Genomic DNA, 14,206 nt, shown 5'->3' with positions numbered 1-14,206 from the left:
GGGTCAGCAGCGAAGAGCAGCCGCGAGAAGGTTCCTCACGCATGTCCAACGAAGCCCCTGTCATCGGCGTCCTGGCCCTCCAGGGCGACGTACGGGAGCACCTCGTCGCCCTGGCCGCGGCCGATGCCGTGGCCAGGCCGGTGCGGCGCCCCGAAGAGCTCGCCGAGGTCGACGGCCTCGTCCTCCCCGGCGGCGAGTCCACCACGATCTCCAAGCTGGCCGTCCTCTTCGGAGTGATGGACCCGCTCCGCGCGCGCGTGCGGGACGGCATGCCCGTCTACGGCACCTGCGCCGGCATGATCATGCTGGCCGACAAGATCCTCGACCCGCGCTCGGGCCAGGAGACCATCGGCGGCATCGACATGATCGTCCGGCGCAACGCCTTCGGACGGCAGAACGAGTCCTTCGAGGCCGCGGTCGACGTCAAGGGAATCACGGGCGATCCTGTGGAGGGCGTCTTCATCCGCGCCCCCTGGGTCGAGTCCGTCGGCGCCCGAGCCGAGGTGCTCGCCGAGCACGACGGCCATATCGTCGCCGTCCGCCAGGGCAACGCGCTGGCCACGTCGTTCCACCCGGAACTGACCGGCGACCACCGCGTGCACTCCCTGTTCGTCGACATGGTGCGGGCCGACCGGGCACCGGAGTCCTTGTAGGATCTCTGGAGTTCGTTGCAGAGGTTGGGTTACGCGAAGGAGACAGGCAGATGTCCGGCCACTCTAAATGGGCCACGACGAAGCACAAGAAGGCCGTGATCGACGCCAAGCGCGGCAAGCTCTTCGCGAAGCTCATCAAGAACATCGAGGTCGCGGCGCGTATGGGCGGCGTCGACCTCGAGGGCAATCCGACGCTCTACGACGCCGTCCAGAAGGCCAAGAAGCAGTCGGTCCCGAACAAGAACATCGACTCCGCGATCAAGCGCGGAGGGGGTCTCGAGGCCGGCGGCGCCGACTACGAGACGATCATGTACGAGGGCTACGGGCCGAACGGCGTCGCGGTGCTCATCGAGTGCCTCACCGACAACCGCAACCGCGCCGCCTCCGAGGTCCGCGTGGCCATGACCCGCAACGGCGGCTCCATGGCCGACCCGGGCTCGGTGTCGTACCTCTTCAACCGCAAGGGCGTCGTGATCGTCCCCAAGGGCGAGCTGACGGAGGACGACGTCCTGGCCGCCGTCCTCGACGCCGGCGCCGAGGAGGTCAACGACCTCGACGAGAACTTCGAGGTCATCAGCGAGCCGACCGACCTGGTCGCGGTCCGCACCGCTCTGCAGGACGCCGGCATCGACTACGAGTCCGCCGAGGCGAACTTCGTCCCCTCCGTCCAGGTCGAGCTGGACGAGGAGGGCGCCAAGAAGATCTTCAAACTGATCGACGCGCTCGAGGACAGCGACGACGTGCAGAACGTCTTCGCCAACTTCGACGTCAGCGACGAGATCATGGAGAAGGTCGGCGCGTAACGCTCCGCGGGTTCAGCGGAATTACGGCGGGCCGGTGGGACACGTACCACCGGCCCGCCGGCGTTGTCGGTGGCAGCGGCTAGCCTGGCGGTCATCCGTAGATCACCGTCCACGGACCGCAACCATCGATTGAGGAACCACGACGGTGCTCAGCCAGGTCCGCGAGAGCGGCGGCGGTTCAGCCGCAAAGAGGGGAGGGGCGCGTGCGTGTACTGGGGGTGGACCCCGGGCTGACCCGCTGCGGAGTCGGCGTCGTGGACGGAGTCGCGGGCCGCCCGCTCACCATGCTCGGCGTGGGCGTCGTCCGCACGCCCGTGGACGCCGACCTCAGCCACCGCCTGCTCGCCGTCGAGCAGGGCATCGAGCAGTGGCTGGACGAGCACCGGCCCGAGTGCGTCGCCGTGGAGCGCGTCTTCAGCCAGCACAACGTGCGCACGGTCATGGGCACCGCTCAGGCCAGCGCCGTCGCCATGCTGTGCGCCGCCCGGCGGGACATCCCCGTCGCCCTGCACACCCCCAGCGAGGTCAAGGCCGCCGTCACCGGCAGCGGCCGCGCCGACAAGGCACAGGTCGGCGCCATGGTCACCCGGCTGCTCCGGCTCGCCGAGCCGCCCAAGCCGGCCGACGCGGCCGACGCCCTCGCCCTCGCCATCTGCCACATCTGGCGCGCCCCCGCGCAGAACCGGCTCCAGCAGGCGGTCGCCCGCCACACAGTCCATGCAACGAAAGGCCGTACGGCATGATCGCCTTCGTCAGCGGCACCGTCGCCGCGCTCGCCCCCGACGCAGCGGTCGTCGAGGTCGGCGGCGTCGGCATGGCCGTCCAGTGCACGCCGAACACGCTGTCGACGCTCCGCGTCGGCCGGCCCGCCAAGCTGCACACCTCCCTCGTCGTGCGCGAGGACTCCCTGACCCTGTACGGCTTCGCGGATGACGACGAACGCCAGGTCTTCGAGCTGCTGCAGACCGCCAGCGGCGTCGGCCCGCGCCTGGCCCAGGCGATGCTCGCCGTGCACACCCCGGACGCGCTGCGCCGCGCGGTCGCCACCGGCGACGAGAAGGCCCTCACCGCCGTCCCGGGCATCGGCAAGAAGGGCGCCCAGAAGCTGCTGCTGGAGCTCAAGGACCGGCTGGGCGAGCCGGCCGGCGCCCCGGCGGTGGGCGCGCCGGTCACCCAGGGATGGCGCGACCAGCTGCACGCCGCCCTCATGGGCCTCGGCTACGCCACCCGCGAGGCCGACGAGGCGGTGGCCGCCGTGGCCCCGCAGGCCGAGGCCGCCGACGGCACACCGCAGGTGGGGCAGCTGCTGAAGGCCGCCCTGCAGACCCTGAACCGTGCCCGCTGACCCCACCACCGTTGAGGCGAACCACATGAACTGGGACGACACGACCGACACCCCCGCCGCCGAGCGGCTGGTGGGCTCGGCCGCCGACCGCGAGGACCAGGCCGTCGAGGCCGCCCTGCGCCCCAAGGACCTCGGTGAGTTCATCGGCCAGGAGAAGGTCCGCGAGCAGCTGGACCTCGTGCTGCGCGCCGCCCGCGCGCGTGGTGCCACCGCCGACCACGTGCTGCTCTCCGGCGCCCCCGGCCTGGGCAAGACCACCCTGTCGATGATCATCGCCGCCGAGATGGACGCACCCATCCGCATCACCTCCGGCCCCGCCATCCAGCACGCCGGCGACCTCGCGGCCATCCTGTCCTCCCTCCAGGAGGGCGAGGTGCTCTTCCTCGACGAGATCCACCGCATGTCCCGGCCCGCCGAGGAGATGCTGTACATGGCGATGGAGGACTTCCGCGTCGACGTGATCGTCGGCAAGGGCCCCGGCGCCACCGCCATCCCGCTGGAACTGCCCCCCTTCACCCTGGTCGGCGCCACCACCCGCGCGGGCCTGCTGCCGCCCCCGCTGCGCGACCGCTTCGGCTTCACCGCCCACATGGAGTTCTACGAGCCCGTGGAGCTGGAGCGCGTCGTGCACCGCTCGGCGCACCTGCTCGACGTCGAGATAGAGACCGACGGCGCCGCCGAGATCGCCGGCCGCTCCCGCGGCACCCCCCGGATCGCCAACCGGCTGCTGCGCCGGGTGCGCGACTACGCCCAGGTCAAGGCAGACGGGATCGTCACCCGCGAGGTCGCCGCGGCGGCTCTCGCGGTCTACGAGGTCGACGCCCGTGGCCTGGACCGGCTGGACCGGGCCGTCCTCCAGGCGCTGCTGAAGCTGTTCGGCGGCGGGCCCGTGGGACTGTCGACGCTCGCGGTCGCCGTGGGGGAGGAGCGCGAGACCGTGGAGGAGGTCGCCGAGCCCTTCCTCGTCCGGGAGGGCCTGCTGGCCCGCACCCCGCGCGGCCGGGTCGCCACGCCGGCGGCCTGGGCGCACCTGGGCCTGACCCCGCCCCGCTCGTCAGCCGCGGGAAACGGACAACAGGACCTGTTCGGGGCGTGACGGCGATCCATTGGCCGGGCGAGGAACCCAGGTGCCATGCTGAGCGTTGTTCCTTGCACGCGGACTCGCTTAGACTCCGCCGATGCCGCCCTTGTCGGCAGCACACATACCCCCAACCATCAGGCCGCTCACTTTCGCGGTCGTGTGAAGGAAGTTCCGACCCGTGAGTCTCGTGACCCTCCTCCCGTTCATCGTGCTCATCGGGGCCATGTTCCTGATGACCCGGTCGGCCAAGCGCAAGCAGCAGCAGGCGGCCGCAATGCGGAACCAGATGCAGCCCGGAAGCGGTATCCGCACCATCGGGGGCATGTACGCGACGGTCAAGGAGGTCAATGACGACACGGTCCTCCTGGACGCCGGACCGGGCGTGGAGCTGCTGTTCGCCAAGAACGCCATCGCGACCGTCCTGTCCGACGACGAGTACAACCGCATCGTCCACGGCATCGAGCACGAGCTGAAGTCCGACGCCGACATCGTTCCCGACGACGCCTCCTCCCTCACCGAGACCGACGAGCCCGCCGCCGACGCTTCCGACGACAAGCCCATCGACCTCGGCAAGAAGGACGCGGCCGAGGAGCCGGCCGACGCCCCCGCCGAGGCGAAGACGGACGAAGAGCCGAAGAAGACCGACGGCGACTCCGAAGCGAAGTAGTCACCACCCAGGGCGCGCGGTACCGCCCGCGCGCCCTGGCACGTGTTTCACTTCCTGCGGGAGCCCGACACCATGTCATGGCCGCCCCCCGGGCCCACCGGCGCGGAGCGGCCCGAGAGGGAGTACGAGAAGGTGGCAGCACCTAAGAAGGGCCGGAGCGCGAGCGCCCAGAGCAAGCCATGGCGCTCGCTGGCCCTCATCCTGATCGCCATCGTGGCGCTCACCGGGGGCATGTTCGCCTCCGGTAACACCACGCCGCGTCTCGGCATCGACCTGGCCGGCGGCACGAGCATCACACTGCGGGCGGTCCCCGAGCGCGGTCAGGAATCCGCGATCAACAAGACCAACATGGACACGGCCGTCAACATCATGGAACGCCGTGTCAATGGTCTTGGTGTCTCGGAGGCCGAGGTCCAGACCCAGGGCAACGACAACATCATCGTCAACATCCCCAAGGGCACGAACTCCAAGCAGGCCCGGGAGCAGGTCGGCACCACCGCGAAGCTGTACTTCCGCCCGGTCCTGGCCACCGAGGTCTCCACCGGCGCCGCCGCCAGCCCGTCGCCGAGCGCCTCCTCCAGCGCCTCCGGCAAGCCCGGCGACAAGGCCACGGACAAGACCGGCGACAAGGCGACCTCCACCGGCTCCGCCACCCCCTCGGCGACCGCGAGCCAGCAGGGCCGCGCCGTCACCGACGGCCTGAAGGCGGACGCCACCCCCTCCGCGGGCGGCACCGCCACCCCGAAGGCCTCCGGCACCCCCAAGGCCTCCACCAGCCCGGCCCCGTCCGCGAGCGGCTCCTCCAACGACGCCGCGGCCAAGCTCCAGGCCCAGTACGCCGCGCTGGACTGCTCCAAGCAGGACGCCCGCGCCACCGCCGGCAAGGGCGTCAAGCCCACCGACCCGACCGTGGCCTGCGGCCAGAACTCGCAGGGCCTGTGGCAGAAGTACCTCCTCGGCCCCGCCGCCGTGGACGGCACGGACGTGAAGAAGGCCGATGCGGTCTTCAACACGCAGAACGCCTCCGGCTGGACCGTCACCATGGAGTTCACCTCCAAGGGCGCCAAGAAGTTCGCGGACATCACCGGCAAGCTGGCCCAGAACCAGTCGCCGCAGAACCAGTTCGCGATCGTCCTGGACGGCAACGTCGTCTCCGACCCGTACGTCAGCCAGGCGCTGACCGGCGGCAGCGCGGAGATCTCCGGCCGCTTCACGCAGCAGGAGGCGCAGAGCCTGGCGAACATGCTGTCCTACGGTGCTCTGCCGCTGACCTTCAAGGAGGACAGCGTCACCACCGTCACCGCCGCGCTCGGCGGTGACCAGCTGCACGCCGGCCTCATCGCGGGCGCCATCGGCCTGGCCCTGGTCGTCCTCTACCTGCTGGTGTACTACCGTGGCCTGTCGATGATCGCCGTCGCCTCCCTGCTGGTCTCCGCGATCCTCACCTACGTGATCATGTCGCTGCTCGGCCCGGCCATCGGCTTCGCGCTGAACCTGCCGGCCGTCTGCGGTGCGATCGTGGCCATCGGCATCACCGCGGACTCGTTCATCGTGTTCTTCGAACGCATAAGGGACGAGATCCGCGAGGGCCGCTCGCTGCGCCCCGCCGTCGAGCGCGGCTGGCCCCGGGCCCGGCGCACCATCCTGGTCTCCGACTTCGTGTCGTTCCTGGCCGCCGCGGTGCTCTTCATCGTCACCGTCGGCAAGGTCCAGGGCTTCGCGTTCACGCTCGGCCTGACCACCCTGCTCGACGTGGTCGTCGTCTTCCTGTTCACCAAGCCGCTGATGACGATCCTCGCCCGCAGGAACTTCTTCGCACACGGCCACCGCTGGTCCGGCCTCGACCCCAAGAGTCTGGGAGCCAAGCCGCCGCTGCGCCGCACCCGCCGTCCCTCCGGTCCTGCCGCCGGCTCCGTCGAGACGAAGGAGGCGTGAGAGATGTCGAAACTCGGCAACCTCGGCGCCCGACTGCACCGTGGCGAGGTCGGCTACGACTTCGTCAAGAACCGCAAGATCTGGTACGGCATCTCCATCTTGATCACCATCACGGCCATCCTGGGCCTGGCGGTGCGCGGCCTGAACATGGGCATCGAGTTCCAGGGCGGAGCGGTCTTCACCACGCCGAAGCACATGAGCACCTCGGTCAGCCAGGCCGAGACGTACGCGGAGGAGGCCTCCGGCCACGACGCGATCGTGCAGAAGCTCGGTGACGGCAGCCTGCGCATCCAGATCGCCGGCATCGACACCGGCAAGTCCGACCAGATCAAGGACGAGCTGTCCAAGGATCTGAAGGTCAACTCCGAGCAGATCAACGCCGACCTGGTCGGCCCCAGCTGGGGCGAGCAGATCGCCAACAAGGCCTGGCAGGGCCTGGCGATCTTCATGATCCTGGTCGTGATCTACCTGGCGATCGCCTTCGAGTGGCGCATGGCGCTGGCCGCGCTGGTCGCCCTGATCCACGACATCACGATCACCAGCGGTATCTACGCCCTCGTCGGCTTCGAGGTCACCCCAGGTACGGTGATCGGTCTGCTGACGATCCTCGGTTACTCGCTCTACGACACTGTCGTCGTCTTCGACAGCCTCAAGGAGCAGACCAAGGACATCACCCGGCAGACCCGCTGGACCTACAGCGACCTCGCCAACCGCTCCATCAACGGCACGCTGGTGCGTTCGATCAACACCACCGTGGTCGCGCTGCTGCCGGTGGCGGGCCTGCTCTTCATCGGCGGCGGTGTGCTCGGCGCGGGCATGCTCAACGACATCTCGCTGTCGCTGTTCGTCGGCCTCGCGGCCGGTGCGTACTCCTCGATCTTCATCGCCACGCCGCTCGTCGCTGACCTCAAGGAGCGCGAGCCGCAGATGAAGGCCCTCCGCAAGCGGGTCCTGGCCAAGCGGGCGCAGGCCGCCGCCCAGGGCGAGCCGGATGCGGACCGGTCCGCCGAGTCGTCGTTCGCCGACGAGCCCGAGGACGCGGCGCCCGCGGTCGTCGGCCCGCGCAACCAGCCCGCCTCGCGCAGCCGGGGCCGTGGCCGACCCTCGGGGAAGCGCCGGTGACCGCGATGACCGACGTCCAGGAGCTGCTGCTCAGCCGCATCCGCGATGTGGCCGACTACCCGGAGCCGGGGGTGATGTTCAAGGACATCACCCCGCTCCTCGCCGACCCGGCGGCGTTCACCGCGCTCACCGACACCCTGGCCGGCATCGGCACCCGGCAGGGCGCCACCAAGGTCGTCGGCCTGGAAGCCCGCGGCTTCATCCTCGGCGCCCCGGTCGCCGTCCGCGCGGGCCTCGGCTTCATCCCCGTGCGCAAGGCGGGCAAGCTCCCCGGAGCCACCCTCAGCCAGGCCTACGACCTGGAGTACGGCTCGGCGGAGATCGAGGTGCACGCCGAGGACCTGGCCGCCGGCGACCGCGTCCTGGTCGTCGACGACGTCCTCGCCACCGGCGGCACGGCAGAGGCCTCCATAGAGCTCATCCGCCGCGCGGGCGCCGAGGTCGCCGGCGTGGCGGTCCTGATGGAACTGGGCTTCCTCGGCGGACGCGCCCGCCTGGAGCCGGCCCTGGCCGGCGCCCCGCTGGAGTCCCTGCTGAAGATCTGACGCGCGAGGGCGGACGGTTCCGCGCAAGGCCATGTAAAGCGCAGGACACCGCGAGGCGGGCTCCGGAGGAATCCGGAACCCGCCTCGTGCGTTTCTTCCTGCAGAAGGCCGTCTCAGCGGCCTGAAGGCGAGCCCGCGGGCAGCCCGGGATCGCTACCGTGACTCCGCTCCCCCGGAGGGGGCTTCCGACCCAAAGGTTGCGGTCCGGCCCGAACCGATCCCTTGCGGGAGGAACGGAAACTACCACAGACCAGGCAGAGCGATTTACCCTGCGGCTGAAGCCGGTGGGCCCGATCGCTACCATGGGATCTCCGGAGCCTGACCGGGGGACCCGGATCGCGCACGAGGAGCCCTCTTGCCAGACGAGGCCCAGCCACTGACCGCCGCCAAGCCCGAGTCCGCCTCGGCGTCCGCGGCGAAGCCCGCGCCGAGCGCGTCGCACGCGAAGAACGATGCCCGCGGGACGGCCGAGCACGCCCACGCCGCGCCCGTCGACAAGCCCGCCGAGCTCGCGCGCCCCAAGCCCGCCCAGTCCCCGGCCGTCCGCGCGTCCTCGGGCCAGCCCACCCGCTCCGGCTCCTCCAACCGCGTCCGCGCCCGCCTCGCCCGCCTCGGCGTCCAGCGCGCCAACCCCTACAACCCGGTCCTGGAACCGCTGCTGCGGATAGTGCGCAGCAACGACCCCAAGATCGAGAACGCCACGCTGCGCCAGATCGAGCGCGCCTACCAGGTCGCCGAGCGCTGGCACCGTGGTCAGAAGCGCAAGAGCGGCGACCCGTACATCACGCACCCGCTCGCGGTGACCACCATCCTCGCCGAGCTCGGCATGGACCCGGCCACCCTCATGGCCGGCCTGCTGCACGACACGGTCGAGGACACCGAGTACGGCCTGGACCAGCTGCGCCGCGACTTCGGCGACACCGTGGCCCTGCTCGTCGACGGCGTCACCAAGCTGGACAAGGTCAAGTTCGGCGAGGCCGCGCAGGCCGAGACCGTGCGCAAGATGGTCGTCGCCATGGCCAAGGACCCCCGCGTCCTGGTCATCAAGCTCGCCGACCGCCTGCACAACATGCGCACCATGCGCTACCTCAAGCGCGAGAAGCAGGAGAAGAAGGCGCGCGAGACGCTGGAGATCTACGCGCCGCTCGCCCATCGGCTGGGCATGAACACCATCAAGTGGGAGCTGGAGGACCTCGCCTTCGCGATCCTCTACCCCAAGATGTACGACGAGATCGTCCGCCTGGTCGCCGAGCGCGCCCCCAAGCGCGACGATTACCTGGCGATCGTCACCGACGAGGTCCAGGCCGACCTGCGCGCCGCCCGCATCAAGGCGACCGTCACCGGCCGCCCGAAGCACTACTACAGCGTCTACCAGAAGATGATCGTCCGCGGCCGTGACTTCGCGGAGATCTACGACCTGGTGGGCATCCGTGTCCTGGTCGACACCGTCCGCGACTGCTACGCGGCCCTCGGCACCGTGCACGCGCGATGGAACCCGGTCCCCGGCCGGTTCAAGGACTACATCGCGATGCCCAAGTTCAACATGTACCAGTCGCTGCACACGACGGTCATCGGACCCAACGGCAAGCCGGTCGAACTCCAGATCCGCACGTTCGACATGCACCGCCGCGCCGAGTACGGCATCGCCGCGCACTGGAAGTACAAGCAGGAGGCCGTCGCCGGCGCCTCCAAGGTCCGTACCGACGCGCCCAAGTCGTCCGCCAAGGACAAGGACGCCATCAACGACATGGCGTGGCTGCGGCAGCTGCTGGACTGGCAGAAGGAGACCGAGGACCCCGGCGAGTTCCTGGAGTCGCTGCGCTTCGACCTCTCCCGCAACGAGGTCTTCGTCTTCACGCCCAAGGGCGACGTCATAGCGCTCCCGGCCGGAGCCACCCCGGTGGACTTCGCGTACGCCGTCCACACCGAGGTCGGCCACCGCACCATAGGAGCCCGGGTCAACGGCCGCCTGGTCCCGCTGGAGTCCACTCTGGACAACGGCGACCTGGTGGAGGTCTTCACCTCCAAGGCGACCGGCGCCGGACCGTCCCGCGACTGGCTCGGCTTCGTCAAGTCGCCCCGGGCCCGCAACAAGATCCGGGCGTGGTTCTCCAAGGAGCGCCGCGACGAGGCGATCGAGCAGGGCAAGGACGCCATCGTCCGCGCGATGCGCAAGCAGAACCTGCCGATCCAGCGCATCCTGACCGGCGACTCGCTGGTCACGCTCGCGCACGAGATGCGCTACTCCGACATCTCCGCGCTGTACGCGGCGATCGGCGAGGGCCATGTCTCCGCGCAGAACATCGTGCAGAAGCTCGTCCAGGCCCTCGGCGGCGAGGAGGCGGCCACCGAGGAGATCGACGAGAGCATGCCGCCCGCGCGCGGGCGCGGCCGCAAGCGCCGCTCCAGCGCGGACCCGGGCGTGGTGGTCAAGGGCGTCGAGGACGTGTGGGTCAAACTGGCCCGCTGCTGCACGCCGGTGCCCGGCGACCCGATCATCGGCTTCGTCACCCGCGGCAGCGGTGTGTCCGTTCACCGCAGCGACTGCGTCAACGTGGAGTCACTGTCCCGCGAGCCCGAGCGCATCCTGGACGTCGAGTGGGCGCCCACGCAGTCCTCGGTGTTCCTGGTGGCCATCCAGGTCGAGGCCCTGGACCGCTCCCGGCTGCTCTCGGACGTCACCCGCGTCCTGTCCGACCAGCACGTCAACATCCTGTCCGCGGCCGTCCAGACCTCCCGCGACCGCGTCGCCACCTCCCGCTTCACCTTCGAGATGGGCGACCCCAAACACCTGGGCCACGTCCTGCGGGCGGTCCGCGGCGTGGAGGGCGTCTACGACGTGTACCGGGTGACGTCGGCGCGCAGCCGGGCGTGACCGCCGTACCCACGACGCCGAGAGGGCCCCGTACGCACCGTACGGGGCCCTCTCGCGACGCAACGGGCCGGTCAGCCGCCCGATTTCAGCCGCCGAACTCCTGGAGACCCTTCAGGGCCTGGTCCAGGAGTGCCTGGCGGCCCTCCAGTTCCTTCTCCAGCTTGTCCGCCTTGGCGGCGTTGCCCTGGCTCCGGGCCTGCTCGATCTGGCCCCTCAGCTTGTCCACGGCGGCCTGCAGCTGACCGGTCAGACCCTCGGCACGCGCGCGAGCCTCGGGGTTCGTCCGGCGCCACTCGGTCTCCTCGGCCTCCTGCAGGGCCCGCTCCACCGTGTGCATCCGGCCCTCGACCCGCGGCCTGGCGTCCCGCGGCACATGGCCGATGGCCTCCCAGCGCTCGTTGATCGAGCGGAAGGCGGCCCGCGCGGCCTTCAGATCCGTGATCGGAAGGAGCTTCTCGGCCTCCTCGGCCAGCTCCTCCTTCAGCTTCAGGTTCTCCGATTGCTCGGCGTCCCGCTCGGCGAACACCGAGCTGCGGGCGGCGAAGAAGACGTCCTGGGCACCGCGGAAACGGTTCCACAGGTCGTCCTCGTGCTCCCGCTGGGCGCGGCCCGCGGCCTTCCACTCCGCCATCAGTTCGCGGTAGCGGGCCGCCGTCGGACCCCAGTCCGTCGAGTCCGACAGCGCCTCGGCCTCGGCGACCAGCCGCTCCTTGGTCTTGCGCGCCTCCTCGCGCTGTGCGTCCAGCTGCGCGAAGTGCGCCTTGCGCCGCTTGGAGAACGCCGACCGCGCGTGGGAGAAGCGGTGCCACAGCTCGTCGTCGGACTTGCGGTCCAGGCGCGGCAGCCCCTTCCACGTGTCCACCAGCGCGCGCAGCCGCTCACCGGCCGCCCGCCACTGGTCCGACCGGGCCAGCTCCTCCGCCTCGACGACGAGCGCCTCCTTGGCGTGCCGGGCCTCGTCCGCCTGACGGGCGCGCTGCGCCCTGCGCTCCTCGCGCCGCGCCTCGACCGTCTCGACCAGCTTGTCCAGCCGGGCACGCAGGGCGTCCAGGTCACCGACCGCGTGGTGCGCGTCGATCTGCTCGCGCAGGTGGTCGATCGCCGCCTGGGCGTCCTTCGCCGACAGGTCGGTGGTCCGTACCCGCTTCTCGAGGAGGCCGATCTCGACAACCAGGCCCTCGTACTTGCGCTCGAAGTAGGTCAGCGCCTCCTCGGGGGAGCCGGCCTGCCAGGAACCGACGACCTGCTCGCCGTCGGCCGTCCGCACGTACACGGTCCCCGTCTCGTCGACGCGGCCCCACGGGTCGCTGCTCACAGCGCCTCCTCCACATGATGCCTGCTAGGGGGCCTCGAAGCTCCCCCGGGCATCGTCCACAGTTTCGTCACGGCCAACATAGGCGAACGGCGCCTTGCCTGTCCGCATCCAGCGCGACCGAAATTACGCAGTTGACGCTCAGGATTTCGTGACCGTGGCTTTGTTGATCACGACCGTCGCGTTCGGGGCCCCGTCGCCGGCGCCCGTGTTCTCACCCGCGGCGGCGATCTTCTTCAGCACCTTCATCCCGGCCTCGGAAACCGTACCGAACGGGGTGTAGTTGGGCGGCAGCTGACTGTCCTGGTAGACCAGGAAGAACTGGCTGCCTCCAGTGTGGCGCCCCTGGTTGCTGGAGGCGTTGTACTGGTTCGCCATCGCCACCGTGCCCGCCGGGTACACGTTGCCCTTCAGGCTCTTGTCCTTGAGGTTCTCGTCCGGGATCGTGTACCCGGGTCCGCCGGTGCCAGTGCCCGTCGGGTCGCCGCACTGCAGCACGTAGATGCCGTTCGTGGTCAGCCGGTGGCACTTGGTGTGGTCGAAGTAGCCCTTGCCGGCCAGGAAGCCGAACGAGTTCACGGTGTGCGGCGCGGCGGCCGCCTTCAGCGCCACATCGATGTCGCCGCACGTCGTCGCGAGCTTCATGGTGTACTTCGCCGACGTGTCGATCGTCATCGCCGGCTCCTTCTTCCAGCTCAGCTTCTTCACCGAGCCCTTGGCCGGCTTCTCGCACGGGTCCGGTGCCTTGCTGGTGGCCGAGGCGCTGGGGGTGACGTCCGCGCTCGCGTTGGCCTTGTCGTCCTTCTTGTCGTTCTTCATGACACCGGTCGTGTACAGCGCGACACTGCCGATCACCACCACGCCGAGCACCGACGCGATCACCGAGTTGCGCGTGCGCGCCTTGCGCCGTGCGGCGGTACGCCGCTGCTGCTGCCGCAAGAACTTCTCCCGGGCGAGCTGACGCCGCCGCTGCTCCTGGCTGACCACCGGGTTCTCTCCTCATGCGTCTCATGTGTCGACCGGTACTGGTGCGTCCTGTGAGCCGAACGCCTGTGTGTGCCCCGTACCGTATATGGGTTCGCTGAGGATCCGGCAGCGCCGGTAGGCTCTGACCACACCTGTAGCCGCCCGTATCGACACAAACGAAGGACGATCGTGCTCATTGCCGGGTTCCCCGCCGGGGCCTGGGGGACGAACTGCTACCTCGTCGCCCCCGCCGCCGGTGAGGAGTGCGTGATCATCGACCCCGGCCATCAGGCCGCCCAAGGCGTCGAGGAAGCACTGAAGAAGCATCGGCTCAAGCCCGTCGCCGTCGTCCTCACCCATGGCCACATCGACCATGTCGCCTCGGTCGTCCCGGTGTGCGGAGCGCACGGCGTACCGGCCTGGATCCACCCGGCCGACCGGTACATGATGAGCGACCCCGAGAAGGCCCTCGGCCGTTCCATCGGGATGCCGCTGATGGGCGAGCTGACCGTGGGGGAGCCGGACGACGTCGAGGAACTCGCCGACGGCGCCCGGCTGGACCTGGCCGGTCTCTCGTTCTCCGTCGCGCACGCGCCCGGCCATACCAAGGGGTCGGTGACCTTCCAGATGCCCGAGACCGCGGACGTCCCGTCGGTCTTCTTCTCCGGGGATCTGCTGTTCGCCGGCTCCATCGGACGCACCGACCTGCCCGGCGGTGACACGGCCGAGATGCTCGACTCGCTGGCCCGCGTGTGCCTGCCGCTCGACGACTCGACCGTGGTGCTGTCCGGCCACGGCCCCCAGACGACCATCGGCCAGGAGCGCGCCACCAACCCCTATCTGCGGCAGGTGGCCGCCGGCCCGGGAGCGCAAGCCGACGCTCCCCGACGAGGAATGTGACG

Annotated in this window: 13 protein-coding genes; 11 read left to right on the top strand and 2 right to left on the bottom strand. The window is 70.1% G+C overall.

Annotation, left to right across the window (positions count from 1 at the left end; genetic code table 11):
- Positions 1-41 precede the first annotated feature (41 nt).
- The 10 genes from pdxT (at position 42) to relA (ending at position 11,026) form a co-directional block, all read left to right on the top strand.
- Entirely contained in the window at positions 42-653 is a 612-nt protein-coding gene (gene pdxT, locus R2S09_RS03330; protein WP_316739692.1) for a pyridoxal 5'-phosphate synthase glutaminase subunit PdxT, read from the top strand.
- 50 nt (positions 654-703) lie between these two features.
- Positions 704-1,456 carry a YebC/PmpR family DNA-binding transcriptional regulator gene (locus tag R2S09_RS03325; protein WP_306188547.1) on the top strand — a complete coding sequence of 251 codons (753 nt, stop codon included), beginning with the start codon at positions 704-706 and terminating at the stop codon, positions 1,454-1,456.
- Between the two features lie 203 nt (positions 1,457-1,659).
- Positions 1,660-2,199 carry a crossover junction endodeoxyribonuclease RuvC gene (gene ruvC, locus R2S09_RS03320; RefSeq protein WP_306188546.1) on the top strand — a complete coding sequence of 180 codons (540 nt, stop codon included), beginning with the start codon at positions 1,660-1,662 and terminating at the stop codon, positions 2,197-2,199.
- Complete coding sequence (gene ruvA, locus R2S09_RS03315; RefSeq protein ID WP_306188545.1) at positions 2,196-2,801, top strand: Holliday junction branch migration protein RuvA; 606 nt, start codon at positions 2,196-2,198, stop codon at positions 2,799-2,801. The genes ruvC and ruvA overlap by 4 nt, the downstream gene beginning before the upstream one ends.
- 25 nt (positions 2,802-2,826) lie before the next feature.
- Positions 2,827-3,897 (top strand): Holliday junction branch migration DNA helicase RuvB, encoded by a 1,071-nt coding sequence (gene ruvB / locus R2S09_RS03310; RefSeq protein ID WP_306188544.1) that lies wholly within the window; start codon positions 2,827-2,829, stop codon positions 3,895-3,897.
- A 163-nt stretch (positions 3,898-4,060) separates the two neighbouring features.
- A complete protein-coding gene (gene yajC, locus R2S09_RS03305) occupies positions 4,061-4,549 on the top strand; it encodes a preprotein translocase subunit YajC (protein WP_306188543.1) in 489 nt (162 codons plus the stop codon).
- Between the two features lie 132 nt (positions 4,550-4,681).
- A complete protein-coding gene (secD, locus tag R2S09_RS03300; RefSeq protein ID WP_316739688.1) occupies positions 4,682-6,484 on the top strand; it encodes a protein translocase subunit SecD in 1,803 nt (600 codons plus the stop codon).
- A gap of 3 nt (positions 6,485-6,487) precedes the next feature.
- The gene (gene secF / locus R2S09_RS03295; protein WP_316739686.1) at positions 6,488-7,606 is read left to right on the top strand and encodes a protein translocase subunit SecF; all 1,119 of its coding nucleotides are present in this window, start codon (positions 6,488-6,490) and stop codon (positions 7,604-7,606) included.
- A 5-nt stretch (positions 7,607-7,611) separates the two neighbouring features.
- Complete coding sequence (locus R2S09_RS03290) at positions 7,612-8,151, top strand: adenine phosphoribosyltransferase (protein ID WP_306188607.1); 540 nt, start codon at positions 7,612-7,614, stop codon at positions 8,149-8,151.
- Positions 8,152-8,506: 355 nt separating this feature from the next.
- Complete coding sequence (relA, locus tag R2S09_RS03285; protein ID WP_306188541.1) at positions 8,507-11,026, top strand: GTP pyrophosphokinase; 2,520 nt, start codon at positions 8,507-8,509, stop codon at positions 11,024-11,026.
- 85 nt (positions 11,027-11,111) lie between these two features.
- On the opposite strand, the gene R2S09_RS03280 is transcribed toward relA, so the two are convergent.
- A complete protein-coding gene (locus tag R2S09_RS03280) occupies positions 11,112-12,341 on the bottom strand; it encodes a DUF349 domain-containing protein (RefSeq protein ID WP_306188539.1) in 1,230 nt (409 codons plus the stop codon).
- A 138-nt stretch (positions 12,342-12,479) separates the two neighbouring features.
- Complete coding sequence (locus R2S09_RS03275; protein WP_316739683.1) at positions 12,480-13,325, bottom strand: peptidylprolyl isomerase; 846 nt, start codon at positions 13,323-13,325, stop codon at positions 12,480-12,482.
- Between the two features lie 168 nt (positions 13,326-13,493).
- On the opposite strand from R2S09_RS03275, the gene R2S09_RS03270 reads away from it, so the two are divergent.
- Positions 13,494-14,204: an MBL fold metallo-hydrolase gene (locus R2S09_RS03270; RefSeq protein ID WP_306188536.1), complete on the top strand. Its 711-nt coding sequence runs from the start codon at positions 13,494-13,496 to the stop codon at positions 14,202-14,204.
- Positions 14,205-14,206 lie beyond the last annotated feature (2 nt).

Source organism: Streptomyces sp. MK7, from assembly GCF_032658145.1.
GTDB classification, from domain to species: Bacteria; Actinomycetota; Actinomycetes; order Streptomycetales; family Streptomycetaceae; genus Streptomyces; species Streptomyces spiralis.
The sequence above is the reverse complement of the archived record's forward strand: the minus strand, read 5'-3'. Positions and strand labels throughout refer to the sequence as shown.

What these genes read in the sequence shown, in the direction of transcription:
- pdxT (WP_316739692.1), top strand. Translation starts at nt 42, where the DNA reads ATGTCCAACGAAGCCCCTGTCATCGGCGTCCTGGCCCTCCAGGGCGAC.
- R2S09_RS03325 (WP_306188547.1), top strand. Translation starts at nt 704, where the DNA reads ATGTCCGGCCACTCTAAATGGGCCACGACGAAGCACAAGAAGGCCGTG.
- ruvA (WP_306188545.1), top strand. Translation starts at nt 2,196, where the DNA reads ATGATCGCCTTCGTCAGCGGCACCGTCGCCGCGCTCGCCCCCGACGCA.
- ruvB (WP_306188544.1), top strand. Translation starts at nt 2,827, where the DNA reads ATGAACTGGGACGACACGACCGACACCCCCGCCGCCGAGCGGCTGGTG.
- secF (WP_316739686.1), top strand. Translation starts at nt 6,488, where the DNA reads ATGTCGAAACTCGGCAACCTCGGCGCCCGACTGCACCGTGGCGAGGTC.
- R2S09_RS03290 (WP_306188607.1), top strand. Translation starts at nt 7,612, where the DNA reads ATGACCGACGTCCAGGAGCTGCTGCTCAGCCGCATCCGCGATGTGGCC.